The sequence below is a fragment of the Dehalococcoidia bacterium genome (genome assembly GCA_022451965.1).
GTDB lineage: Bacteria > Chloroflexota > Dehalococcoidia > Lucifugimonadales > Lucifugimonadaceae > TMED-70.
The window spans coordinates 24929-50899 of the sequence record JAKUNJ010000009.1 but is presented as its reverse complement, the minus strand read 5'-3'; the positions used below and the strand labels follow the sequence as shown (position 1 = coordinate 50899).

Sequence of the window (25971 nt, the reverse complement as noted above, 5' to 3'; positions counted from 1 at the left end):
CAGAGGAACCAAAGGCAGAGGAACCAAAGGCAGAGGAACCAAAGGCAGAGGAACCAAAGGCAGAGGAACCAAAGTCAGAGGAACCAAAAACTAAAGAAGATAATAAAAAATAAATAAAGGAGAAAGTTATGGCATTATCAAAAGAAGAATTGATTGAAGAAATCAAACAAATGTCTGTTATTGATCTTTCTGAAGTTGTAAAAGCTTTAGAAGAAGAATTTGGAGTAAGTGCGGCAGCCCCAGTTGCAGTTGCAGCAGCTCCCTCAGGAGGTGAATCAGGTGATGCACCTGCTGCTGGAGAAGCAAAAACAGAATTTACTGTTACATTAAAAGATGTTGGAGCTAATAAAATAGCTGTAATTAAGGCTGTAAGAGAAGTAACTTCATTAGGATTAAAGGAAGCAAAAGATCTTGTTGAATCTGCTCCAAAGCCTATTAAAGAAGAAGTTTCTAAAGAAGAATCAGAGGAAATTAAGACCAAGGTTGAAGCTTCTGGTGCTTCAGTAGAGATATCATAATAAAGATTTCTTAAAACAGGCTATTAGATTGTCCGCCATCTACATTTAGACATGTGCCTAGAATCATCCTAGCATTATTTGATGCTAGGAAAGCCACGGTGTCTCCTACAGCTTCAGGATATCCAAATTTACCCATTGGTAAATTGTTCTTTATAAAATCATCTACAGCCTCTTTTGAACTGCTAGAAACAAATTTTTCCCAACTTCCTTTTTCGTGCTTTATAGATCCGGGAGCTATACAATTTGCAGTAACTCCTGTCTTTGCTAGGTCTATTGCAGTATGTTTAGTTGCAGCTATTAATGCTGCTTTTGCCGCCATATATGGTGCTGATCCACCTAATTCTCTTCCATATATTGAAGCAATGTTAATAACTCTTCCCCATTTATTTTGAATCATTATGGGAGTAAATAATTTTGTTAATCTGATTGCAGCCCATGTGTTAATATCCATTACTTTTTGAAAATCTTCAATGGAAGAACTTATTAATGACTTTGTTCCTAGGCTTCCCCCAACATTATTAACTAAAATATCAATTTTTTGGAATTCACTTAATGATTGATCATACAAATTTTGAATAGAATTTTCTGATGAAAGATCAATTTCAGATAATTGAACTTTTACTTTAAATTTACTAAGCATTTTTTTTGCTTTTAGTAAATCTTCTCTAGATCTTGCACAAATATGTAGATTGACTCCTTCTTTAGCAAGAGAAATGGCTGATGAAAGTCCTAAACCTCTAGATCCACCTGTAATAAGGGCATTTTTATTTTTTAGACCTAAATCCATAAAAAGTTATTTTTTCCCAGATTTCTTTTTATCAAAATCAGATTTTGATCCATACCAAGAAGAAAATTCCACTGAATTCTTAAACTCTTTAGATGCTCCACATCTCTTACATTTTCCAGTTGATACAGGGCCATTAGGTGGATCAATAACCCAGTGACAAGCTACGCCTTCTTTTACCTTCAAGCATTCCTTGGGGAGCTCGATTTCAGTTTCTTCTGAAATGTTTTTTTTAGATTTTTTTTGGACCATATTATATTTAGAAATAAAAATTTATCTTTAATCATCTTAACATTATTTATATAATAAATCTTTTTAGATGAGGTGATCTATATAATTTATTTTATGCAAGATAGGCACACGATCTTTTTTTGGGAAATTGAGTTCAGATATTGAGCAATTATCAAATTGAAAATTTAGCATACTTTTTCTAGGCAGTCCCATAATTAGTGGTATAAGTGTTCTCATAAATCCTCCATGAGAAACTATCAAGCAGGTGTTAGATTCATTAAGATCAATATTTGTTAAAAATTCTTCTCCTCTTAAGAACATATCTTCAAAAGTTTCACCATTTGGTGCTTTGAATTCATCACTTCCAATTGAGTATTGTTCTACAAGTTTTGGATATTTTTTTGAAATATTTTCAAATAGATGATTTTCCCAGTCTCCAAATGACATTTCTCTAATTAATTTCGAGGTAGAGAATTCTTTTGTTATATAGCTTGCCGTTTTCCTTGTTCTACTCAAATCGCTTGCCCAAGCCTCATCTATTGAATAATTATTTCTAATATAAATGCCGGTTTTTTCGGCTTGAGAAATCCCTTTTTCATTCAATTCTGAATCTACCTGTCCTTGAGTCATTCCATTAACATTTGCGTTAGTTTGTCCGTGTCTTACAATGATAATTTTTTTCATAGTGAGCTATATATGTGGCATTAATATAAGTATTATTCTACATTTTATCAAAGGGGATAATATTAACTAATTGTTACTTTCTAGAAGTATTCTCAATATGTTAGCATTATTCTAATAAATTATTCAAAAAATGGATTTTAAAAATTATGTCAGAAATAGTTATATCAACTTCAAATTTGCATAAAACTTATGTTAGTAAAGATATTAAGGTTCATGCCCTAAAAGGCCTAAATATTTCAATAAATGAAGGAGAAATTGTTGGAGTTATGGGCCCAAGTGGTTGTGGTAAAACAACTTTATTGAATTGTTTATCTGGGTTAGACACGATTGATGACGGAAATATATTGATTCAGGGGAAATCACTAAATCAATTAAATGATGATCAACTAAGTGAATTCCGGGCAAAAAGAATGGGCTTTGTGTTTCAAACCTACAATCTTCTTCCGGTTTTGACAGCTGTTGAAAATGTTGAATTGCCTTTATTAGTTTCTGGGAATTCTAGTAAAGATGCTAGATCTAAAGCTATAGAAAAACTGAAAGAAGTAGATTTAGAAAATCAGCTTCATCAGTTACCCGGAGAACTATCCGGAGGTCAGAGACAAAGAGTCACTATTGCCAGAGCTTTGGTGAATGATCCTGCTATAGTTTGGGCGGATGAACCTACAGGTAATCTTGATAGTGAAAATGAAGAGCAGATTATGGATCTACTCATAAAAATGAATAAAGAAAATAATCAAACTTTCGTTATTGTTACTCACTCAGATTATGTTGGTGGAAGAGCTAACAGAATAATAAGTATGAAAGATGGAGAAGTAGTATAGTTTATTATGGATAAGATCTTTGGAGTTCCAGCTACAAGTTTATCATTAGTAATGTCTGCATTATTATTGATAATTATTCTTATTGTTTCCATTGGAGCTATTAGAAGATTTATCCTTGTGAAAATGGGGACTAGAAATATTCCGAGAAGAAAAGGACAAAGTATCCTAATAATTATAGGCTTGATGCTTAGTTCAACAATTGTAGCTACTTCATTAGGTATTGGAGACACAGTTCGTTACTCAATAAGGTCTGTAGTTTTAGATAGTTTAGGAACAGTTGATGAAAGGATAAGTGGCCCTGGTAAACAACTATTTGGAGATGAGTATTTTGATTATTCAGAATTTGAATATGTAAAAAAAATAACAAAAGATTTTGATAAGATAGATGATCTACAGCCATATATTGAAACTCAATTGCCTGTATCAAATGATAATTCAGGTTTAGCAGAAAGTAGTATGAATATAAGGGGGCTTGAATTAAATAATTCTAGTGAAATTTTATTTGATACCAAAAATAATGAGGTATTACTCGATGATCTTAATTCCAATAGTGTTTATGTTAATTCAGAAGCTAGTGATGCTATAAAAATTAAAGTAGGCGAGAAAATAAATATTTTCACTAATAATGGATCAACAGAATTTATAGTAGCTGGAATTCTTAAGTCTCAAGGTGTAGCTGGTGGAGAATCTTTTCCAACTGTAATTTTTAAGTTAGAAACTCTTCAAAATTTATTGTCCAAAAAAAATCAAATAACAAACATTATGGTATCTAATGTGGGTAATGGAGATGAATCTATAACCAACTCTGATGAAGTTACTAAGTTTCTAAGATCTGAGCTCACTAATAGAGAAGTTGCAACCGATATTTTCAATTTACTTCAGAGTAATAATATTCCAGGATTAATTTCCGATGAAGCAATTGATTTAGAACAAACTGATAAAGAAACCTCAGAAGACTTAATTAAACTGTCTGATCAGTTAAAGAACAATAATTTTGATGTTGATTTTATAACTGGAATATCTAGCTACACAACACAGCTTATAATTTTGGGTGTTTTAGAAAAATCTGGGTTGCAAAAAGAAGCTACTAATCTTTTAGTGCTTTCCACTGATCTAACTAGATTAAGAGTTCAAGAAACTAAGAGCGATGGTGTTAGGCTGGCTGAGAATGTTTCTTCAGGAATAACTAGTATTTTTACAATTTTTGGTTCTTTTTCAATAATGGTAGGTATGTTACTTATTTTTCTTGTTTTTGTACTTCTTGCAGCAGCCAGATCTACAGAACTAGGTATGGCAAGAGCAGTTGGTTTAAAGCGTAGAGATCTAATTCAATTATTTACTTATGAAGGTACCGTTTATTCATTTCTAGCTGCGATAGTAGGTACGCTTGTCGGAATAGGACTAAGTTTTGCTTTAGTTATAGTACTTCAAGATATTATAGGAGAAGATGTTTTTTCTATAACTCCTAGCTACTCTATAACTTCTTTACTTATCGCCTTTTCAAGTGGATTAATATTGACATTTATTACTGTAGTTTTCTCTGCATACAGAGCTTCAAACTTAAATATAGTAGTTGCTATTAGAGGGCTAAAGGATGAATTCGTAAAAAAACCTCCAGAACCACGAAGAAAAAAAATTATTGATGTTTTATGGAATATCATTTATCCAATAAAAATATTAATTTCAATAATTACTAGATCAGGTAAGATAAGAAACTTTATCAACTTAATATTTTCCCCTGTAACTTGGCCATTTAGTCTAATTAAGTCTTTATTTGTTCTTTTTGGGAAACAATCGTATATACTTTTAGCAATTTTTTCAGTTTTACTTATTATCATTGGTATTCAAACAGATACATTGGCTAACTTTAGCTTAGGCTTAATTGGAGGTGCTCTTGCTTTGGGATTATTTATTAGATTCATATCCTCTAAGTTCTTAAGTGATCCAGAAAGCGTAGGACAAATTGGAGGAACATTTGAAGGTGGATTAGTTTTATTGTGCAGTTCTTTACCAGGTGATTTATTAGAACCAATAGCTGGAGATTTATCAGAGCCTGGTCCTTGGTTTTGGCCATTAGGAGGAGGTATTTCTACAGCAGCAGCAGTATGGTTATTAATGTCAAATACCAAAATTTTGATCTTTATATTAAATATTTTCTTATCTAGATTTTCTGGTTTAAAGGCTGTTACTAAAACTGCTATTAGCTATCCTATGGCATCTAAGTTTAGAACTGGCCTCACTGTCGCAATGTTTGCACTTATAATATTTACACTAATGATATTTTCTATTTTGAATGGATTAAACGATGTGTCAATTGATCAACCTGAAAGAGTTACTGGAGGTTATGATATAAAATCTTCTGTTAGTACATCTTTGCCTATTTCAGGAAATATTGAAGATTACTTGGATATGTCTGAAGTTATATCCTTTGCAGGAACATCTTCAATAGGAGTTGATGTGAAAGAACTAGACGGAGAAAATAATTCTTATAAAAGTTCTAAGCTTGTCTCTTTAGATGATAATTTTATAAATAATACAAAATGGCGAATGGCTCATATTGATGAAAATTATGGATCTAATGATAGAGAAATATGGCAAGCACTATTATCTGACCCTAGCTTAGTTGTGGCAAGTGGTTCAATTATAGCTTCTGGAGATCCTTTTGGTCCCCCAGATAGAAGCTTTAAGACGTCTTTTGTTGAAAGAGAAGATCCTAGAGAAATTCAGTCATTCAGTATACAAATGAAGAAAACTAGAAGTTCCGAAGATCCTACAGAACTAAAAGTTATTGGTATCGTAGAAAGACTTGCTACTGAAAGTGGTTTTGGAGGCGGAGGTGCAACTTTTTATTCTAAAGACTCTTTGACAGAAGTGATAGCTAAAGAGTATGTACCAATAGATACATACTATTTTGAAATTAATGATAAAGAGAATGCACCTGAATATGCTCAAAAATTGGAAAAAACCTTTTTGGCAAATGGTATGAATTCTGAAAGTCTAATGAAAAGAATTGAGGATGAAAGATCTGCTGGTAATTCATTCAACAAACTTTTTCAAGGATTTAGTGGACTTGGATTAGTAGTAGGAGTAGCTGCAATAGGAGTATTATCTGTAAGAGCAGTAGTAGAAAGGCGTCAATCTATTGGGGTCCTTAGGGCAATAGGATTTAGATCATCAATGATTAGAGCTCAATTTTTAATTGAGTCATCATTCATTACATTACTTGGAATATTTGTAGGAATAGGATTAGGAACATTACAATCTTGGCTTATATATCTTGAAATATCTAAAGAGCTTGAAGATGCAAAGTTTGTTATACCTTATGTAGAAGTTGGAATACTGATAATAATAACTGTTGTTGCTTCAATTTTAGCTAGTGTTATTCCGGCAAATGAAGCTAGTAAAACATATCCAGCTGAAGCACTTAGGTACGAATAATCATACTCCTTCTGGTCTAATATCTGGTCTTATTGCATGTCCTTTTCTAGTAATTATTCCCTTAGCTTTTTTTAGATCAGATAAGTTATTAATATCGAATAAACTTTCTATGAATTCTTCTTTTAATTTTGTGTAATCTATTATCTTAATATTATTATTGATAGATTCTGAGATGATTTTTTTTGGCGAATAATTACCATATAACTTAATATTTTTTAGTAAGATATCTTCCCAGTCATTTTTAATATAAATTGCATGTAATGGATTCAATATATCTTTGTTCTTGATAAATATAGATTTATTTTCATTTGAAATACTAAACATATGAGAAATAAAATTTTTTGATAAAAAAGGATAGTCTGCTCCGATTATAAATACTTCGTTATTAATTGATGAATTAATTCCAGTATATATTCCTGATATAGGCCCCTTGTTCGGATAAATATCTTCTAAGACATGCATTCTTAGTGCTAATCCTAGATCTGGAATCTCTGAATCTTGATCTTGGCTGATTACTAAAATTATTTCTGAAAAAAGATCTCTTAAAACATCATGAATTCTGATGAGAATTTGCTTCCCACCTAAATTAATAAGAGGTTTTATCATTTTTATTCTACTATTTAACCCACCGGCTATTATTACAGCTGTCTTATTACTCATGATTTGTATTATTATATTAATTGTAAAACCTAAATCATACTTAAGAATAAATAATGACCAAGATAATTTTCGAATTTGAAAATATTTCTATTGAAGCAGAACTTAATGATTCTCCAACCTCAAAAGATCTAATTAATTTATTACCTTTAGAAGGAATTTCTCAAATTTGGGGTGAAGAAATATATTTTTCAACTTCAATTAATAAAGAAAATGATGACTGGGCTAAGGAAACTGTTGAATTGGGAGATATAGCTTTTTGGCCACCAGGAAACGCAATTTGTTTATTTTTTGGAAAAACTCCAGTAAGTCAAGGTGACGAAATAAGGCCAGCGTCTCCAACGAATGTAATGGGCAAAATAGTTGGAGACTTAGAAATTCTGAAAACAGTTAATTCGGGAGATAAAGTAAAAGTAATAGTAGCATAGATGTCTTTTTCAGTTGAATTAAAATCTAATAATATAAATTTATGGAATAAAACTCATGTAAAACATGATTTTATTTTAGGTATGAAAAATGGATCTTTAGATATAAATAAATTTAAATATTATATGATTCAAGATTATAAATTCTTGATTGAATATTGTAGAGTTATTTCTATTGCTATTTCAAAGTCAAAATCATTTGAATTTATGAGCTTTCTATCAAATTTATTAAGTGAAACCCTAAATTCTGAGATGAAACTTCATGAGTCATTCTGTGATGATTTTGGAATAAAGAAAAATGATCTAATTAATTCAAAATCTTCCTTAGCCACTCAATCATATTGTAATTACCTTCTATCAATTGCTTATAAATTTGAAACTGAATTAATAGCCTGCTCTCTTTTACCCTGTCAATGGGGTTATGATGAAATAGGTAGAAATTTATATAAGGATAATCAAACTAAAGAAAACTCATTTCATGAAAGATGGATAAATGCATATGTTGATCCAGAATATCAAAATGTAACAACATGGCTAATTAATTATGTTGATTCAATTAAAGAAAAAGTAGATAATAAAATAGCTAATGATATTTTCAGAGAATCTTTGAAACATGAACTAAATTTTTGGGATTCTTCATGGAATCAAGATTAATTATGGAGAGATAATGGGAATAAATAGAATAGACGAAAATACTACTTCTAAGCCTTTTGATGGTGTTATAAAAACTCTACTTACAGGTAAAGAAACTGGTTCAAAAATGCTTTCAGTAAACCAGTTCGAATTAGAACCTAATTCTAAATCAAATTATTATGAAATATCAAATGTTGAAGAAAGCCTATTTGTTGTAGATGGACAAGTTGAGTTCAGATTAGGGGATAAGATTTTTAATGCTTCTAAAGGTGACGCTATTCTTGCTAAGAAAGGTGAATCCCATGGATTTGGAAATGCAGGTAAATCAAATGCCATAATTCTGACTGTTTCACCAAATATAAAAGTAGATAATATTATTGTTGAAGAGCCGGAGTTTATTCATGAAACTCCAACCATAGGATATTTTGATAGATCAAATAATGATCCTTATGAATTTACTCCAGGTGTTATGAGGTATGATATGGTTGGAGATTTTTTGGGAGCAGAATCAACTTGCATATCAGAACTTATATGTGATCCAAACGGAATAGCTCCAAATCACTATCATCCTAAACATGAAGAATCTATGTATTGCTTAGAAGGTAAATTAAATTTTTCATATGCTGAAGAAGACGATATTACACTGAGTCAGGGTGATATGTTTACTTGTGAAGTTGCGGTTCGCCATGGGTTCTATAATGGACATAAAACTACAGGAAGGTTACTAGCTATTCACTCTGTTTTGAATCCTCCTCCAAGAATTGACGTCGACTAGCATCATAAAATATGTATATCGAACAAAAAACACCTAGAATGGAAGTTAGGCTAGAAGCATAATAAACAACCCTTAATCCTCCTCTTAGATTTTCTCTAGAAATATTAAGATCTTTTTCAAATAGATCAACTTGACCACTAGATATATATTTTTGTTTTATTTCTTCTATTTTTACTGTTGAAGTGATATTGTCAGGATCATAAATTTCATTTCTTGGACTTTCAAAATCATAATTGACCATACTTATTATTAGAATACCCCCCAGTATTGATCCAGCAAGAGATATACCGAAAACTCTAGCAAATTGTAAGCTAGAAGTAACTATCTCAATTTTTTCTTCAGGTAAGGCGTTTTGAACACATACCATAAATGCTTGAAATGATCCAGGAATTGCAAATCCTTGAATAGATACCAAAATTAATAGATTTACAAAACTAATTTTTAAGTCTGTTAATCCAAATAAAAATGTACAAAATCCATTTACTACAAATCCAAATATAGCTATCCACATTTGTAATCTAACTTTTGAAATTAAATATCCAAATAAGTTAGCTCCAACAGCTAGTGAAATAGCATTTACTATCAATGGGATGGAGGCTTTTGCAGGAGAGAAACCATATACGCCTATTAGGGATAAAGGTAAAAAAATGCTATATACAACAAATTGAATTGGAATGATCAAGTTTCCTAACATTCCCCCTGAAAAGTACTTATACTTGAATAAAGTTATATCTATAAATCCTTCATCTTTTTCTTTGATTTCTAAGTAAATAAATATTCCAAATGAAATAGCAGCAATTAAAAATAAGATAATAATATAAATAAATATTTTATTAGAATCAATACCAATTATTGATAGTGCAAAAAGAAATGAGCTAGCAAATAAAGTAAAAAAAATAGCTCCTCTATAATCAAATTTTGTTGACATATCTTTTTCTATTTCTGGGAGTACTTTGGAGATTAATCTCATAGATACTAATACTGCTGGAATTATAATGAAGAAAGCCCATCTCCAACCAAGTAACTGGGTAACATATGCACCTAAGAATGGACCCACTAAACCTGCTAAAGTAAATCCTGCTGCTGTAGCTCCCAGCCATTTTCCTCTTTGATTAGGACTCCATAAAAGTGCAATCATTATCCAAACGACCCCAAGCACTCCGGCAAGACCTATTCCCTGTATAGATCTAAAAAATATAAGTAAAAATATTGAGTTACTTAAACCGCATAAGACTGTAGAAATTAAAAAGATAAATAATGCTGGAATCATAATTTTCTTAGGACCATAAATTTTAGTTAATTTACCTACAAATGGAGCACAAACAGCAGAAGTTAAAGAAAATCCTGAAAATAGCCAGGCATAATATTCAAATCCTCCTAGATCAGCAATTATTGAAGGCCCAGAAATAGAAACTATAGATTGATAAATAGTCGTTGCAAACATACAAACAAATAGTGTTAGCATTATTTTTACTTTTAACTTTCCTTCGAGAGATGAAAGTATCATTCATTAAATCCTTTAGATAACTGATAACTAGAATTATTTTTTGACATCAGATATCATTCTAATATATTGATAGTATCCAAAGTAACTATATTTTTTGACTATGTTTATAAATATTTTCTTAGTATCTCTTGGAGGAGCAATTGGCGCAGTACTTAGATTTTCTGTAAGCCCCCAAATTGATAAATTGTTTAGTTCAAATTTTCCTTATGGTATATTTTTAGTTAATATCATCGGATGTTTTTTTATAGGATTATTAGGTAATAAATTATCTGAAAATGAAAGCTTAAGATTATTATTTATAGTTGGGTTTCTAGGATCATTGACTACTTTTTCCACATTTGCGTTTGATAATTATAATTTACTCAACTTGAGAAGTTATTATTATTTATTTGCTAATATAATTTTATCTAATTTTATTGGAATAATTATGGTTATTATAGGAACTAGGACTATAAAATTATTTAATTGAAAAGAAAGGAAAAGTAATTGGGAACAATTAAGTCTATCGGAATAAATGTTGGTACATTAACTCCTATGTCTTATAAAGATGAAGTAAAAATAATTTCTAATTATGGAATTGAAGGAGATCGTTTTTCAAAAAAAAATCATAACAGGCAAATTATGATAGTTGATGCTGATTTATATGATGTTCATAATCTTAAGCAAGGAGTACTTAGAGAAAATTTATTAGTCTCAGGTTTAGACCTAAATAATTGTAAAGAGGGTCAAAAAATAATAGTTAATGATTCTATAGAAATGAAAGTAGCTCTAGTTAAGGATGCATGTGCTAGCGCAGATTATAATGATCCTGAGGTAATCCAAAAACTTGAGGGAAATATGTATATTTTTGCTACCCCTATATCTACTGGAATAATATCTAGAGAAGATAAAATAGAAATAGTATGAAAAATTCTTATATATTTATAATTGTAGGTGTTTTTGCTGCATTATTTGGTGTCATAACAGCCTTAGTTATTGACTATTTACTCTCTTAGATTTATTCCCAAAATATACTATCGTTACTAAAGTCAATATCACCATTGCAATAACAACAGATATCTTAACTGCAGTAACTGATCCATATTCTCTAGAAAAATATCCTAGTATAAATGCACCTATAGGTTGAGTTCCTATTGTTATTGCTAATATTCCAAGTACCCTGCCTCTTATTTTTTGTTCCGCAGAACTAATTATCAAAATTGATTGAAGAGTTCCAAAGCCTGCCATTCCAAATCCTCCAATTAGCATCAGCAATATGCTAACAAAAAGAAATTCAGAAAAAGTAAATGATATGATACATACTCCAAATAAGAATGAACCTGATAAAAAGATCAGCATACCTCTTTTAAGTGGAAAATTTGCAATTATTAATGTTCCCAAAGTTGCACCTATTCCTTCTACTGCTGCTAAAAATCCTAAAATAATTGGTAAATCAGAAATATTTGTCTGGACTAAGACCGTTAATTGACTTTGATAAGTAAAGACAAGAAAATTCATTATTATAGTCACAATTAGAACTGTTATTAATATTTTGCTTGTGAAAATATATTTTATTCCTTCTATCAGTTCATAAATAAATCTGCCTAGATTACTAGGACTTTCTTCTCTAGTAAATTGTTTAGTTTCTAATTTCAAGCATGCAACAAAAGCCATTAAAAACATAATTGTTCCAAAAAGATAAATTGGAAATAAATTAACCTGTTGGAGAACAATTCCTGCTAAAACTGGGCCTATTATTCGTGCTAAATTACTAGAAGTCATATCTACGCCTATCGCACTTGGATATAGTCTTTTATCAACTATTTCACTCAGCATCGATCTTCTTATGGGGAAATCGAAAGACCAAGCTAAGCCTGCTATAAAAGCTCCAAAACAAATTTGGAAATAATTTAGTTGATCAAGAAATGAACTTATTGTAAGTATAAAGTATATTATTGCAGTAAATATTAGTGTTATTTGAAGTATCTTTTTTTTATCAAACTCGTCGGATATGACACCAATGAATGCTCCAAATAATAGCATAGGAACATTTCTAAAAAAGAAAACGAGTCCAACTAAAAATTCATCTTTAGTTATTTGATAAACATAGTATCCTAGAGCAATTTGTTCAATCCATCTCATACTCATAGCTGTAGTACCAATAAACCATAATTTTTTGAAATCTTTGGTTTTAAGAACTTCTACAATTGGATTCATATTCTACCTAAATGAGCTTATAAAATATTCTCATTATAAACTTAATTTTTAATTTTTCGTTTGACAAATAAGAATTTTTGATAGTATACTTTCCATTATGGAATTATTTGTAAAAACAATGAACATGAACATGATGATGACTTTCTTGAAGGGGGACGTCTAGTTTTAGTTGTGTAAGTAAATTCCAAAAAATTAGTAAACCCCGAAAAACGGGGTTTTTTTGTTTAAAAGGAGAATTATTATGACGGAAAACTTAAAAAGAGAAACATTAGCTTTACATGCTGGATATGAACCGGATCCTACTACAAACTCAAGGCAGGTCCCAATTTATCCCACAACTTCTTATGTTTTTAATGACCCAGAGCATGCAGCGAATTTATTTGCATTGTCTGAATTTGGAAATATTTATTCTAGGTTGTCCAATCCAACTTGTGATGTACTAGAACAAAGAATAGCAGCTCTTGACGGAGGTATATATGCTTTATCTTTTTCTTCTGGACAAGCAGCTATAAATGCCGCAATTCTAACAATTGCCCATAGCGGTCAAAATATTATTTCCTCAACTAGTCTGTATGGTGGAACTTGGACTTTATTCACTCAAACATTTAAGCAGTTAGGTATCGAGGTAAGATTTTTTGATCCAAATGAACCTGAGAAAATTGATGAATTGGTTGATGAAAATTCAAGATGTGTATACTTTGAATCTTTGGGTAATCCTAAGAATGATGTCCCTGATTTTGAGAAAATTTCTAAATTAAGTCATAATCATGGTTTGCCAGTAATTTGTGATAATACTGTTATGACCCCATTTTTACTACGACCTTTTGAGCATGGAGTAGATATAGTTATTCATTCAACTACAAAATTCATAGGTGGCCATGGAGCGCATATAGGTGGTGTAATTGTAGATAGTGGAAATTTTAAGTGGGCTGATAATCCTGAAAAGTGGCCAGAATTTTGCGGTCCATCGCCTTCATATCATGGAGCAGTTTTAGAAGAAGCCTTAAGACCTCTTGGAAATTTAGTTTATTTAGTTCAAATTAGAACTCATTGGCTTAGAGATACTGGAGCAGCTATGAGTCCTTTTGCTGCTTGGATAACTCTTCAAGGTTTGGAGACTCTACACTTAAGAATGGAAAGGCATTGTCAAAATGCTCAAGAAATAGCTGAGTTTTTAGATAAACATGATCAAGTTGAATGGGTTAATTATCCAGGTCTAAAATCGCACCCAGACTATAATAAAGCAGAGAAATATTTGCCTGATGGAAAGGGAGCAATTATTGGGTTTGGAATTAAGGGTGGAAAAGAAGCAGCTGTCAAATTTATAAATAATGTAAAATTATTAAGTCATCTAGCTAATATAGGTGATGCAAGAACATTAGTTATACATCCTGCTTCTACAACTCACTCTCAATTAAGTGAGGAAGAACAAAAAGAAACAGGTGTGAATCCAGAATATATTAGATTATCAATTGGTCTTGAAAATATTGATGATATTAAGGCTGATATTAATCAGGCATTGGGTTAATCAAAATTATTTCGCCCTATATTTTAGGGCGAAATAGGAAAGGTGAAATTGAGTATTATAAATAGTTCAGATGACCTTAGAACTGATCAATTCTCAAAATACATTCAAGAATTTAATATACCTTTTACATTAGATTTGGAAAGAGGAGAGCAACTTGAAAATGTAAAAGTTGCTTATGAAACTTACGGTAAGCTTAATTCTGAAAATTCTAATGCAATATTGGTTTGTCATGCAATAACTGGAGACTCTCACGTAGCCAAACATAATAGTAATGATGTTCCTGGATGGTGGGATATTATGGTTGGCCCAGATAAACCTTTAGATACAAATAAATATTTTATAATATGTTCAAATATTCTTGGTAGTTGCAGAGGTACGACTGGCCCGAATTCAATAAATCCTAAAACAGGAACATACTATGGGGCAGATTTCCCTATAGTAACAATAAAAGATATGGTAAAAGTTCAAAAATATCTTATTGATAATCTTGGAATCAATAAATTACTAGGAGTTATTGGTGGCTCTTTAGGAGGTTTTCAGTGTTTAGAGTGGGCGACTGAATATCCAGAAATGATTAAAGGTTGCTTGCCTATGGCGTCTTCAGCAAGACTTACAACTCAAGCATTAGCGTTTGATGTTGTAGCTAGAAATTCAATAATCAGTGACCCATATTTCAATTCTGGTAATTATTATGATAATGAAAAAAAACCTGATGTAGGCCTTGCATTAGCTAGAATGTTGGGTCATATAACTTATCTTTCTAAAGAATCTATGAATGAGAAATTTGAAATAGATAGAAATAGTCCCAGAAATATTTCTACTAGTTTTGAAAAAAAATTTTCTGTAGGAAGTTATTTAGCTTATCAAGGTGAAAAATTTGTTGAAAGATTTGATGCCAACAGCTATGTTACTCTTTCTACAGCCTTGGACTTGTTTGATTTAGGATCAAACAAAGATATTCTTGCAAAAAATCTTAGTAAATCTCACTGTGAATGGTTATTAGTAAGCTTTTCAAGTGATTGGCTTTATCCTTCCTTTCAGTCATTAGATATAGTAGAGGCTTTAATTTCTAGATCTAAAAAAGTTTCATATTGTAATGTTAGATCAAATGCTGGACATGATGCATTTTTATTACCTGATGATATCAAGCATTATGGCGAATTAACAAGCTCGTTTTTTAGAAATTTACATAGTAAAAATAAAACAATTAATGATTCTAAAAAGTTAAATTCAACAGTAAAAATTGGATTAAATAATAGGATTGACTTCAAGTATATAGCAGAACTGATTCCTAGAAATTCAACTATTTTAGATCTAGGCTGTGAGAAAGGAGAATTGATTGAGCAATTAAATTCTATTGGTATTTCAAATTCTTTGGGAGTTGAAATAAATCAACAAAATGTTATTTCTTGCTTTACAAAAGGTATAAATATTATTCATAGTGATTTAGATAGTAGATTAGAAAAATTTTATGATTCTCAGTTTGATATTGCTATTTTATCTCAAACTCTACAATCAATAAAAAATGTTGAAAAAATACTTAAGGATATGACTAGAGTTTCAAAATCTAGTATTGTATCTTTCCCAAATTTTGCATTTAAGCCTATGAGAGAAATGTTTTTTAATGAGGGTAAGGCTCCCAAAATATCTGGTTGGTATGGATATAATTGGTACGATACTCCAAACATAAGATTTCCTTCAATAAATGATTTTCTAGATTTTTGTAAAGAAAAAGATATTATTATTAAAAAATCACTTTACCTTGATACGGTAAATAATAAAGAAATAACTGAGAACCCTAACTTAAATGCAGATAGTGCCATTTTTGTTATTTCTTAGGTCAAGAAATTTGAAGACATAATTCCTAGGATAATCATAAAAGCTATTATAAAAATAATTGTCAGTGCAACTTTTGGTCCAACCTTAATTATTTCTTTCAAATCTACTGATAAACCTATAGCAACCATAGAAATTATAAAAAGAAATTTAGCAACTGATCTAATATTCAAGCCTAGTTGATTATCAATAATTTCAGTACTTCTTAGAATGGCTAAGATTATAAATCCTACAACAAACCAAGGTAAAAATTTTAAGATTGACTCTGACATATTAGTTTTATTATTGCTTGACTCTGAGTTATAGAAAAATCTTAAAAACAATACCAATGGAGCTAATAAAATTACCCTAGTAAGCTTAACTACTGTTGCAACATTTGCTGAAACAGGACTTACAATTGATGATGCTGCTACGACTTGTGCAACTGCATATACCGATAAGCCCGCCACTACTCCATACTGATAATCACCTAGCCCAAAAGCTGGAACCAAAAGAGGCAATAGGATAATTTGAGATGCTCCAAGTATTGCGCTTATTCCTATTGCTGAAGCAATCTGATTTGATGAAGCGCCAATAACTGGAGCTATAACTGCAACTGCAGAATTTCCACAAATTGAGTTACCTACACCTACTAAAGTGGAAAGTTTTTTATCTAATCTAAGTAGCCTATAACCAATAACATAGGAAATAATCATAGAACCAATTATTCCCAACACTATTACTAAGAACAATTCAATTCCATTCTCAAAAAGATCTGGAAGAAAAATACTTGCACCCATAAGCATTACAGAAAACTCTAAAATATGTTTGCCTGCAAACTTAGCACCCTTATCAATTATTGATAGGTCAGGCAAAAAATTTATATTTTTTATAAATATACCAACTAAAAGGCCGGTCAATAATGTATCAATTAGTTTTATATTAAAGTTGTGAAATACAAATAATATAATTATTCCAAATGAAAAACAAAAAAATAATCCTGGTAAATTTTGTTTGATTGATTTTATGCTCATATATACCTGATTTTCGCCTATGACAATTGTAATTTATTATTTAAATTTTTACATCTTCAAAACTATAAATTATAGATTGCTTAATACAACTTAATGTGTACTATTTTATAGAACATTTTATGAAAGAGCTAAATATGTCAAAAATAATTACTGGTTATAGTCTAGTTTTAGGAGTTTTACTCATAGCAATATTCAATTTCTTGATTCCAGGAAATTCTAAAGCTTTTACTGAAAATATAACTGAGATCAATGCTTTTACAGAAAATTTGGGAGCTAATAAAGATATAGCTAAAATATATTTCATATTAATTGGATTAGGATTACTATTTTTTTTGAATGGAATACTAGGTGTTTACAAAGGAATAGGTGAAAGAGAAAAAAAATTTAAGACTGTGGCTATTACTTTAAATATTATTTCTATTACGATGTTTCTAATTACTTTAGGTATAGCAAGTGCTTTTGCTGATTCTGCGGAAATGAATATGATATCTTATCAGATGGCTCAACAAGCTGGAATTGCTGCTCAGTCTGGAGATCCTGCTGCAATAGAACAATATAATTTAGCTTCAATAAATTCTATAATTGCAGGCTCAGCTTCTGCCGGAGTGTATGCAGTTTATTGGGGTCTTTTTACACTAGCTACTTATGTAATTTATATTGCTACAACTATAACTGGATATATTATTATAAAATCTGGTAATTATTACTTAAATACTCTAATGAACTCAATTGTTGGATATGGACTTTTAGGCTTAGGCCCTATTTTTCTTATACTTGGTTTGATATGGGAAGTTAATAGTGAAATTGGTTTTAGAATATTTAATATTTCTCAAATTCTTTGGGTCTTATTAATTTTAATACTAGGGGTTAATATAATAATTTCAAAGAAAAAATAATTTATTTTTGATCATGAACCGCTTTCATTGCTTCATGATGAGAAAGTCCATCATCTCTTAATTTAGTGTAAAGATCTTCATCTATATCCTCTCTTTTAAGAAATCCTCTTATATCGTATTTCTCTTTTGATTCTAGATTTAATTTACCTTCTTTAATCATTTTTTCTAAAGGGTACCCCATCTCATTCATAGGGAATCTAATTAATCTATTTTGTCTTGCTGATTCATATATTCCCATCATTATTTCAACTGTATCTGCAGCTATATCGCCGGCACCTCTGTGCTTTTTACCCCCCTCAATCCAATCTATTAGTTCTCTAGTTTGAGCAGCATTTGTATTTCCACCTATTGCAACATCTCCTTCTTCTAAATTAATTTGAATATCTTTCCAACCATTTGATTTGGCATTAAAAATCTTAACTTCTGTTTCAGTAATCTTTAGAAAGCCCTCAGTTCCATAAATTTCAAATTTTCCAGCATCAGCTCCATTGTCCATTAAGTCAGATTGAATAAAAAATTGAATATCATTTTCGAAATGTATTAATCCTATGCATGAATCCTCAATAGCTGTATCTCTTTCATATTTATTTGTATATCTTTCTACTGAACCCATTACCCAAATAGGCCTTGGGTCTCCTAATATGAATCTTGCACCATCTATAGAATGAGTTCCCCAATTTAACAAACCATCCTTAACTCTTAATTCCGCTCTATTTGGTATTCCAATATCACCATTTTCTACTAATTCTTTAGCTTTAATCCAACCAGGAGTAAATCTTCTTTGATGAGAAATGGCCAGTTTCACATCATTTTCTTTACAGACTTGAACCATTGATCTTGCTTTTTCTACTCCAATAGCCATTGGTTTTTCACAAATTATTCCCTTTACAGATTTAGATTTTGCAACCTTATTTGTAATTTCATCATGTAGTAGGTGCCAAACACATACTGAAACAATTTCCGGCTTTGCAATATTGAGCATTTCATCTAGATCATTAAATCCTTGAGGAATATTAAATTCATTTTTATAATATTCAACTGCACTTGGAACTGGATCGCAGCATGCAATAACTTCTACTTCTTCAATTTTGTTATATCCTTCCATATGTGCATGTCCTATTCCTCCACATCCTATAATTGCTACTTTATATTTTTTTTGATTGATCATTTAGTTGCCCTCATTAAACTTTCTTGTACGAGTAATTCATGAAATAAATCGAATTCTGGTAAATTATTTTTTTTCAGTCTATCAATAAAAATATTAAAAGGTTCATCGTACCTTTTTTTATCAATAATTTTTATTATATTTATTCCTTTTTTATAATTCTCATTTGATTTTTTTAGAGCTAATCTTATTTTATCTGCTGGTTCAAATGGCTCCATGATCGCAGAACCTTTAGATCCATAGACTTCAAATCTTCGAGCTATAGGAGGTGATTCCATTGCAGCAATATCTATTATCGCGAGTGCTTGATCATATTCAAAAACAGAAATAGTGTTATCAGAAAATTTTTTATTTATGCTAAAAGAATTTTTGAAAAAACTATTTATACTATTTGGCCTTCCAAGTAACCAACAAATTTGATCAATCATATGACCTGCTAAATCGTAGAAAATTCCACCACTAAATTTTGATAATCCTTTCATAGATATACTATTATTATTTTTATTTTCTTCTGGTAAATTTGTGGACATATGTGCTCTTATCATGTAAATTTTTCCTAAGATTCCAGACTTAGACATATTTGCAATTTTCCTAAATCCATCATGTTGTCTAAACATATATCCTAATTCAATTATGAGGTCTTTTTTTTTCGCCATATTCATAATTTTCTTAAACTTTAGATAATTATTTCCTGCAGGTTTATCTAGCATAATATTTTTATCTGCATTGATACATTTTTCTAAAATATCTAGGCTTTTATCATTAGATTCTTCTATAAAAACAGCTTTGATTTCATTATTTTCTAAAATTTCATTTGAATCATTAATCCATTTAACTTCACTCCAAATCTTTTCCTTAGAATTTTTTAATTGCTCTATTCTTTGTTGATCTGATTCATAAACTCCAAAAAATTTTATCTCTTTTGATTTTATTAGTAATTCTAGCCAACCCTGAGCATGACCATGCTTTGTTCCCCATTGAGCTATCCCTATTTTTTTCATAAAAGCCTCATCTTTTATTTTTAAACTTCAGTTAATATTAAGATTAAATAATTAATATTTTAGAAATATATATTCTTTAGTATAAGATTATAAAATAATTTAAAATACATAGGAGATTATGATGGCAAAATATCTAGTGACAGGAAGCTACACTGCAGAATCATGGGCAGCTCAAATAGAAAATCCTCAAAATAGAATTGAAGTTATTGGTAAACAAATGGCAGCTATGGGGGTAAATATCCTAGCAGGGTACTTAGCATTTGGTGAAAATGATTTCGTAATAATAATCGAAGGTCCAGATGACATTACAGCTGCTGCAATGCTAATGAAAGTAGCATCGACTGGTGCAGTATCTAATTTATCTACTACTGTTTTAATTGATCCTGAAGATGCAGTTGAAGGAATGAAAAAAGCTAAAGATTTTGGATACACACCACCCAAAAGCTAAATTTAGGTAAGAATTAAAGTTTTAGGTTCGAGTTCTGGCTCCCGAGACAGGATTCGAACCTGTGACCCGCTGATTAACAGTCAGCTGCTCTACCGCTGAGCTACTCGGGAAAAAATAATTCACCTACAATTATAATGCACCTTTAAAATATATATCGCTTATTTTGTAAATATTTCTTTAATTTTTTTTCTTCTATACTCGAAAATTTTTTTTAGATCTCTTTTTACCAAAATTCTATTTGTTATTTCACCAAATAAAACTTTATAATTCACTTTGTCTGTCATTAAAGTTTTATTATTTTTTTTTGAAAAAAGATGATAATGTTCCCATAATAAATAAGGCCCTTTTATTTGTTTGTCACAAAAGGAAACATTTTTTTTGTATTCAATAATCCTACTTCTCCATGTGAATCTTATCTTATGAAGAGTTAGTTTATACTCAATTTCTTGATTTTCAAAAGTATTATTTGGAATAGGAGGGACAATAGTAAAATTTAACCAACTAGGTGTAATTAAGTTTAAATTTTTTGGAGTTTCAAAAAATTTGAAAACAGTTTCTATATCCTCATTAATTAGTAAATTTGTTTCTAATTGAAAGAAATTATCAGTTTTGGAGAAATTAATCATAATGGGTAGAAATTATATTTTTACCAGTTTTTTAATAAATATATAATAAATTTCAACTATAATTATCCTAAAGTAAATAAGAAAAAATAATATGAATAAAGATATTTTAATTTCAGGTGAAAAGATAGAAGAATTGCAGAGCTTAGCTTCTCAAAATTTGTTTATGCATGCACAGCAAATTAATGATTGGGCAGGGGATTTAAGGATTTTTGTAAAAGGAGAAAGAGTTTGGGTTACAGATGTAAATGGTAATAAATATCTTGATTCTACTGGAGGATTATGGTTCAAAGGAGCAGGTTATGGTAGATCAGAAATTGGTCAAGCTATTTACGATCAAATATGTGAGATAGAAACTCCTCCTGCGATGGCAGCTTGTATACCTCAAATAGAATTAGCTGCTAAAATCGCTGATATTTATCCAGATAAATCTGCAAGATCTTTCTTTACTTCTGGTGGCTCTGAATCTGTAGAAACAGCTGTTAAGATGGCTAAAAAATATCAAATGAATACAGGGAAATCTGGAGCTTATAAAGTTATATCTAGAAGATATTCATATCATGGAGCTACAGCCATGGCAGTTAGTTTGGGTAAGCCCTCAACTTCAGATACTATGGGCCCTGAAATGCCAGGTGCTATCCATGTTCAAAATTGGGATTCGTATCGTATCCCAGAAGGTATTAATTCTGTAGACTACGCTATTTACTGTGCAAATCAGTTCGAAGAAGCAATCAAGCATACTGGTCCGGATAGTGTAGCAGCAATGATTGCAGAGCCAATTTCTGTAGCTTTTGGGATACATATACCTCCAAAAGAATATTGGCAAAAACTTAGAGAGATTGCCGATAAGTATCATGTAGTCTTAATTGCAGATGAAGTGATTACAGGATTTGGAAGGACAGGTAAATATTTTGCTACAGATCATTGGGATATGATCCCAGATATTACTACAGTAGCAAAATCACTCACTAGCGGATATTCTCCTTTAGGAGCTGCTATAGCTACAAAAAAAATAGCAGATTCTTTTATTGGGAGTGAAAAAGAAATGTTTTTGCATTTGATTACTTTTGGAGGTCACCCAGCTTCATGTGCAGCAGGATTGAAAAATTTAGAAATTTATGAAAGAGAAAATCTTGTTCAACACTCCAAAGAAATGGGTGAATATCTTATGAATAAACTTCAGAATGTTCTTTTGAATTCCAAAATCGTTGGAGATGTCAGAGGATTAGGATTGTTGGCGGCTATTGAGCTAGTTAAAGATAAATCTACCAAAGAAAAGCTTCCTGCAACTCTAGAAATTCAAAAAAAGATACCAAAATACTTAAATGAAAGAAATATTTTCACTTTCAGAGCAGGAGACATTATTTCACTTTGTCCTCCCTTAAATATTAATAAGGACGAAATAGACTTTTTAGTTGAAGGTTTAAGTAGTGCTATATCTAAGATTGAAAAAGAAATTTAATTTTTCCTAAAAATTGTTTTTTTTACTATTTTTTTTTAGTATCTGTGATATGTTTACAGTAACTTTAAAAATGACTTAAAAAATTTATATATGTAAGAGGGCTTAGAATGGTCAAGAAAGATACTAAAAAAAGTAAAAACGAATCTATTGATAGAGATGGTTTTGGTCCGTCAACTATACAAGACGAAGTGGTTCTTGAACTTAAGAATTTGCAAACTCACTTTACTACAAAATGGGGTACAGTAAAAGCATGTGATGGGGTTTCCTATTCTGTAAGAAAAGGTGAAACTTTAGGAGTAGTAGGTGAATCAGGTTCTGGAAAGTCGGTTACTGCGTTATCTATAATGAGATTAATTCAATCTCCACCTGGTATGATTGCTGGAGGTGAAGTAATTCTTAATGGAAGAAATATACTAGAGCTTTCAGAAAAAGAAATGACTAAGGTAAGAGGTGGGGAAATTTCTATGATTCTACAAGATCCTATGCAAGCCCTTAATCCTGTTTTTGATATAAATGATCAAGTGGGAGAAGCAATAGGGATACACCAAGGATTGAAAGGTAAAAGTAGATTTGAAAAGGTTGTTGATGCTCTTAAGAAAGTAAGAATACCCGCACCAGATACAAGGGCGAAGGATTACCCTCATCAACTTTCAGGTGGAATGAGACAGAGAGTTGTTGGAGCTATAGGAATTTCATCTAATCCCTCAGTTATAATTGCCGATGAGCCAACCACTTCACTAGATGTTACTATTCAAGCAGCTTATCTTAGACTACTAAAGCAAATTCAAGCTGAAACAGGAGCTGCAATTATTTTTATAACTCATGATTTTGGTATTGTTGCCAAAATGTGTGATAGGGTAGCTGTGATGTATGCTGGTAGGATCGTAGAAATGGCAGAATGTAGAGAGATTTTTAACAATCCTTTGCATGAATATACAAAAGCTTTGATAGGTTCTGTTCCAAAGCTTGAAGAAAAAACAGGTAGACTGCCTCAAATTGAAGGTCAACCTCCGCTACTATATAATCTTCCACCAGGAGATGCCTTTGCTCCAAGGTCACCATTAAAATATGATGAAAAAGATGCAATGATCCGGCCAGATCTAGTAGAAGTTAAGCCTGGCCATTTTGTTCAGATGTCTAGATGTTCAGTAGCAGATTTTGATAAATATAAAGATAAAGTTTCATATTAGAAAAGAAGGTGAATAAATTATGACTACAACAGATAAAAGAGATTACTCAAACGTTCCTTCTGCAATAGGATGTTCTAATGATGGAGATCCTATAATTCAGGTTAGAAATATTAGAAAATGGTACCAAGTTAATAAAGGGTTGCCAATTATTGGTAGTTTTGATTGGCTAAAGGCTGTTGATAATGTTTCCTTCGATGTTCCATCAGGAAAGACTATTGGACTTGTTGGTGAATCAGGTTGTGGTAAAACAACTACAGCCAAAATGGTACTTGGACTTGAAAACCCATCAACTGATGGAGAAGTTGAGGTTGGAAGCATATTTTTTCAGGGAGAAGATGTAACTCAGCTTTCAGGCGCTGGAAGAAGAGAAATGAGAAGATCTGTTCAAGCAGTATTTCAAGATCCGTGGTCATCTCTTAACCCTCGAATGAGAGTTAATACAATAATTTCTGAACCACTTGAAATTAATACTACAATGACGAAAAAGGAACGAGATACTAGGGCTGGAGATTTACTTGCTGAAGTAGGTCTTAATCCATATCAGGGTAACTTGTATCCACATGAATTCTCTGGAGGACAGAGACAAAGAATTGGTATAGCAAGAGCACTGGCCTTAAATCCTAAACTGATTGTTCTTGATGAACCTGTTTCAGCTCTCGATGTGTCAATTCGTGCTCAAATAATGAATTTATTAGTAGATCTGCAAAATGAGCATGACCTTGCTTATATTTTGATTGCTCACAACTTAGCTACAGTTAGATATATGTGTCATAGAACTGCGGTAATGTATTTGGGGGTTATTCAAGAATATGGAGACACAGAAGCTATTTTTGCTAATCCAACTCATTTATATACAAATGCCTTAATTTCAGCAGCCTTGCCATCTCACCCAGACATTGAGAGAGATGAAATTGTGCTTCCTGGAGAAGTGGTATCTCCTGTAAATCCTCCGGTTGGTGATGTGTTTATGACTAGAACTCCGCTACCAGTAAGAAAAAATCATCAATATACTAAAGAGAGACCTCCTCTAGTAGAGATTGGAAAAGACCACTATGTGGTTGAAACACCATGGAGTACTGTTACAGGTCACGATCTTTCAGAATTCAAACTTTCCGTTGATCAAGAAATGAGATAAATGGGTTTGGCTCCCGGGCCTGGATTCGAACCAGGACTGGAGGAGTCAAAGTCCTCTGTCCTACCATTAGACCACCCGGGAAATTATTAAGAATATTTTAAATTTACATCCATATTCTCATTTTTCAAATAGTAATAATTTATATTTTTACAAAAAGTAAATTATTAAAAGCCATATAGAATTTATTATTGCTCTATTTGTTTATTTGTATTAACATTTGATAACACAAAAAAATATTCGGAGGGAAAATGGATATTAATTCGTTGACGCAGTTTAGTTTCTACTTTGGTACTGCAGCTATGTTATGTTCAGCTGTATTCTTCTTCTTTGAAAGAGGAGAGGTTAGTCCAAAGTGGAGAACTTCAGTTACTGTTGCTGGTTTAGTAACTTTCATCGCATTTTTTCACTATTGGTATATGAGAGATGCTTGGGTTGAAGCATTTGGATCTGGGGATTTAACTCAATTAAGATACATTGATTGGTTAATCACTGTTCCGCTTCAAATTGTTGAATTCTACTTGATATTAAAAGTAGTAGGAAAGGTAACTATTAATTTATTCTGGCAATTGCTAATCGCAAGCGTAGTTATGCTTGTAGGAGGATTGTTAGGAGAAATGGATGTTATTGATGCAACAATTGGATTCATAATCGGAATGATTGGTTGGTTATATGTAGTTTATCTTATTTTTGTTGGTGGAGCTGCTAAAGCAAGCGCTGAAGGTAAGAATGAAAATGTTCAGTCTGCATTCAATTCTATGAAATTAATTGTGCTTGTAGGTTGGGCTATCTATCCTTTGGGATACATTATAGGAAATATGGTTGATGTGACTGATGGTGTTCAGACTATGAATATCATTTATAACTTTGCAGACCTGATAAACAAAACTGCATTTGGTTTAGTAATATGGGCTGCTGCTAAAGCTGATACTAAAAGCTAAATAAATTAGCCGTTTATAATAGTCGTAGTTAGATATTGAAGTCTAGCTACGACTATTTGGTGTTAAT

The 25971-nt window shown here is 31.2% G+C and carries 26 protein-coding genes and 2 tRNA genes; 16 read left to right on the top strand and 12 right to left on the bottom strand.

All coding sequences use genetic code 11. The annotated features are described in order from the left end of the window. Positions 1–128 precede the first annotated feature (128 nt). Positions 129–518 carry a 50S ribosomal protein L7/L12 gene (gene rplL / locus MK083_05980; protein MCH2674002.1) on the top strand — a complete coding sequence of 130 codons (390 nt, stop codon included), beginning with the start codon at positions 129–131 and terminating at the stop codon, positions 516–518. A gap of 10 nt (positions 519–528) precedes the next feature. Here rplL and MK083_05975 read toward each other — a convergent pair whose 3' ends face one another. The 3 genes from MK083_05975 to MK083_05965 form a co-directional block, all read right to left on the bottom strand. Continuing rightward, positions 529–1305: an SDR family oxidoreductase gene (locus MK083_05975; protein ID MCH2674001.1), complete on the bottom strand. Its 777-nt coding sequence runs from the start codon at positions 1303–1305 to the stop codon at positions 529–531. Between the two features lie 6 nt (positions 1306–1311). Further along, entirely contained in the window at positions 1312–1554 is a 243-nt protein-coding gene (locus MK083_05970; GenBank protein ID MCH2674000.1) for a hypothetical protein, read from the bottom strand. A 63-nt stretch (positions 1555–1617) separates the two neighbouring features. Then, positions 1618–2217 carry a histidine phosphatase family protein gene (locus MK083_05965; protein MCH2673999.1) on the bottom strand — a complete coding sequence of 200 codons (600 nt, stop codon included), beginning with the start codon at positions 2215–2217 and terminating at the stop codon, positions 1618–1620. Between the two features lie 146 nt (positions 2218–2363). Between MK083_05965 and MK083_05960 the strand changes: the two genes are divergently transcribed. Together MK083_05960 and MK083_05955 are read left to right on the top strand one after the other, a co-directional pair. Further along, positions 2364–3038, top strand: coding sequence for an ABC transporter ATP-binding protein (locus MK083_05960; protein MCH2673998.1), 675 nt, complete (start codon positions 2364–2366; stop codon positions 3036–3038). A 6-nt stretch (positions 3039–3044) separates the two neighbouring features. Beyond that, on the top strand, positions 3045–6476 hold the full coding sequence (locus MK083_05955) for an FtsX-like permease family protein (GenBank protein ID MCH2673997.1): 3432 nt from the start codon (positions 3045–3047) through the stop codon (positions 6474–6476). Here MK083_05955 and MK083_05950 read toward each other — a convergent pair whose 3' ends face one another. Next, the gene (locus MK083_05950; GenBank protein MCH2673996.1) at positions 6477–7136 is read right to left on the bottom strand and encodes a molybdenum cofactor guanylyltransferase; all 660 of its coding nucleotides are present in this window, start codon (positions 7134–7136) and stop codon (positions 6477–6479) included. A gap of 53 nt (positions 7137–7189) precedes the next feature. On the opposite strand from MK083_05950, the gene MK083_05945 reads away from it, so the two are divergent. The 3 genes from MK083_05945 to MK083_05935 are packed head-to-tail and all read left to right on the top strand — an operon-like array spanning position 7190 to position 8966. Continuing rightward, a complete protein-coding gene (locus tag MK083_05945; protein MCH2673995.1) occupies positions 7190–7561 on the top strand; it encodes a cyclophilin-like fold protein in 372 nt (123 codons plus the stop codon). After that, positions 7562–8212 carry a thiaminase II gene (tenA, locus tag MK083_05940; protein ID MCH2673994.1) on the top strand — a complete coding sequence of 217 codons (651 nt, stop codon included), beginning with the start codon at positions 7562–7564 and terminating at the stop codon, positions 8210–8212. A 13-nt stretch (positions 8213–8225) separates the two neighbouring features. Continuing rightward, positions 8226–8966 (top strand): cupin domain-containing protein, encoded by a 741-nt coding sequence (locus tag MK083_05935; GenBank protein ID MCH2673993.1) that lies wholly within the window; start codon positions 8226–8228, stop codon positions 8964–8966. On the opposite strand, the gene MK083_05930 is transcribed toward MK083_05935, so the two are convergent. Next, positions 8920–10431, bottom strand: coding sequence for an MFS transporter (locus MK083_05930; GenBank protein ID MCH2673992.1), 1512 nt, complete (start codon positions 10429–10431; stop codon positions 8920–8922). The two genes, MK083_05935 and MK083_05930, sit on opposite strands and share 47 nt — an antisense overlap. 142 nt (positions 10432–10573) lie before the next feature. Here MK083_05930 and crcB point away from each other — a divergent pair, with 142 nt between their 5' ends. Both crcB and MK083_05920 read left to right on the top strand, forming a co-directional pair. After that, complete coding sequence (gene crcB, locus MK083_05925; GenBank protein MCH2673991.1) at positions 10574–10942, top strand: fluoride efflux transporter CrcB; 369 nt, start codon at positions 10574–10576, stop codon at positions 10940–10942. Between the two features lie 17 nt (positions 10943–10959). Then, complete coding sequence (locus tag MK083_05920; GenBank protein ID MCH2673990.1) at positions 10960–11379, top strand: hypothetical protein; 420 nt, start codon at positions 10960–10962, stop codon at positions 11377–11379. A gap of 66 nt (positions 11380–11445) precedes the next feature. Here MK083_05920 and MK083_05915 read toward each other — a convergent pair whose 3' ends face one another. Further along, positions 11446–12669, bottom strand: a complete 1224-nt coding sequence (locus tag MK083_05915) for an MFS transporter (protein MCH2673989.1) — start codon at positions 12667–12669, stop codon at positions 11446–11448. Positions 12670–12910: 241 nt separating this feature from the next. Here MK083_05915 and MK083_05910 point away from each other — a divergent pair, with 241 nt between their 5' ends. Then, the gene (locus tag MK083_05910) at positions 12911–14197 is read left to right on the top strand and encodes an O-acetylhomoserine aminocarboxypropyltransferase/cysteine synthase (protein ID MCH2673988.1); all 1287 of its coding nucleotides are present in this window, start codon (positions 12911–12913) and stop codon (positions 14195–14197) included. 48 nt (positions 14198–14245) lie between these two features. Continuing rightward, complete coding sequence (locus MK083_05905) at positions 14246–16036, top strand: homoserine O-acetyltransferase (GenBank protein ID MCH2673987.1); 1791 nt, start codon at positions 14246–14248, stop codon at positions 16034–16036. Here MK083_05905 and MK083_05900 read toward each other — a convergent pair. Continuing rightward, complete coding sequence (locus tag MK083_05900; GenBank protein ID MCH2673986.1) at positions 16033–17046, bottom strand: putative sulfate exporter family transporter; 1014 nt, start codon at positions 17044–17046, stop codon at positions 16033–16035. The two genes, MK083_05905 and MK083_05900, sit on opposite strands and share 4 nt — an antisense overlap. 119 nt (positions 17047–17165) lie before the next feature. Here MK083_05900 and MK083_05895 point away from each other — a divergent pair, with 119 nt between their 5' ends. Further along, positions 17166–17942: a hypothetical protein gene (locus MK083_05895; protein MCH2673985.1), complete on the top strand. Its 777-nt coding sequence runs from the start codon at positions 17166–17168 to the stop codon at positions 17940–17942. A 1-nt stretch (position 17943) separates the two neighbouring features. Here the strand turns inward: MK083_05895 and MK083_05890 are convergent, their stop codons facing one another. Both MK083_05890 and MK083_05885 read right to left on the bottom strand, forming a co-directional pair. Continuing rightward, positions 17944–19110, bottom strand: coding sequence for a Gfo/Idh/MocA family oxidoreductase (locus tag MK083_05890; GenBank protein ID MCH2673984.1), 1167 nt, complete (start codon positions 19108–19110; stop codon positions 17944–17946). Further along, the gene (locus MK083_05885; GenBank protein ID MCH2673983.1) at positions 19107–20108 is read right to left on the bottom strand and encodes a Gfo/Idh/MocA family oxidoreductase; all 1002 of its coding nucleotides are present in this window, start codon (positions 20106–20108) and stop codon (positions 19107–19109) included. The genes MK083_05890 and MK083_05885 overlap by 4 nt, the downstream gene beginning before the upstream one ends. A gap of 121 nt (positions 20109–20229) precedes the next feature. Here MK083_05885 and MK083_05880 point away from each other — a divergent pair, with 121 nt between their 5' ends. After that, positions 20230–20556 carry a GYD domain-containing protein gene (locus MK083_05880; protein ID MCH2673982.1) on the top strand — a complete coding sequence of 109 codons (327 nt, stop codon included), beginning with the start codon at positions 20230–20232 and terminating at the stop codon, positions 20554–20556. 35 nt (positions 20557–20591) lie between these two features. Here the strand turns inward: MK083_05880 and MK083_05875 are convergent. After that, positions 20592–20666: transfer RNA gene (locus MK083_05875), tRNA-Asn, on the bottom strand. Between the two features lie 48 nt (positions 20667–20714). Continuing rightward, on the bottom strand, positions 20715–21182 hold the full coding sequence (locus tag MK083_05870; GenBank protein MCH2673981.1) for an SRPBCC family protein: 468 nt from the start codon (positions 21180–21182) through the stop codon (positions 20715–20717). 91 nt (positions 21183–21273) lie between these two features. On the opposite strand from MK083_05870, the gene MK083_05865 reads away from it, so the two are divergent. The 3 genes from MK083_05865 (at position 21274) to MK083_05855 (ending at position 24966) form a co-directional block, all read left to right on the top strand. After that, positions 21274–22641 carry an aspartate aminotransferase family protein gene (locus MK083_05865; protein MCH2673980.1) on the top strand — a complete coding sequence of 456 codons (1368 nt, stop codon included), beginning with the start codon at positions 21274–21276 and terminating at the stop codon, positions 22639–22641. A gap of 107 nt (positions 22642–22748) precedes the next feature. Then, entirely contained in the window at positions 22749–23831 is a 1083-nt protein-coding gene (locus tag MK083_05860) for an ABC transporter ATP-binding protein (protein MCH2673979.1), read from the top strand. Between the two features lie 19 nt (positions 23832–23850). Further along, complete coding sequence (locus MK083_05855; GenBank protein MCH2673978.1) at positions 23851–24966, top strand: ATP-binding cassette domain-containing protein; 1116 nt, start codon at positions 23851–23853, stop codon at positions 24964–24966. A gap of 7 nt (positions 24967–24973) precedes the next feature. Here the strand turns inward: MK083_05855 and MK083_05850 are convergent. After that, positions 24974–25047: transfer RNA gene (locus MK083_05850), tRNA-Gln, on the bottom strand. A gap of 167 nt (positions 25048–25214) precedes the next feature. Here MK083_05850 and MK083_05845 point away from each other — a divergent pair. Further along, positions 25215–25904, top strand: coding sequence for a bacteriorhodopsin-like (locus tag MK083_05845; protein MCH2673977.1), 690 nt, complete (start codon positions 25215–25217; stop codon positions 25902–25904). Positions 25905–25971: the final 67 nt, after the last annotated feature.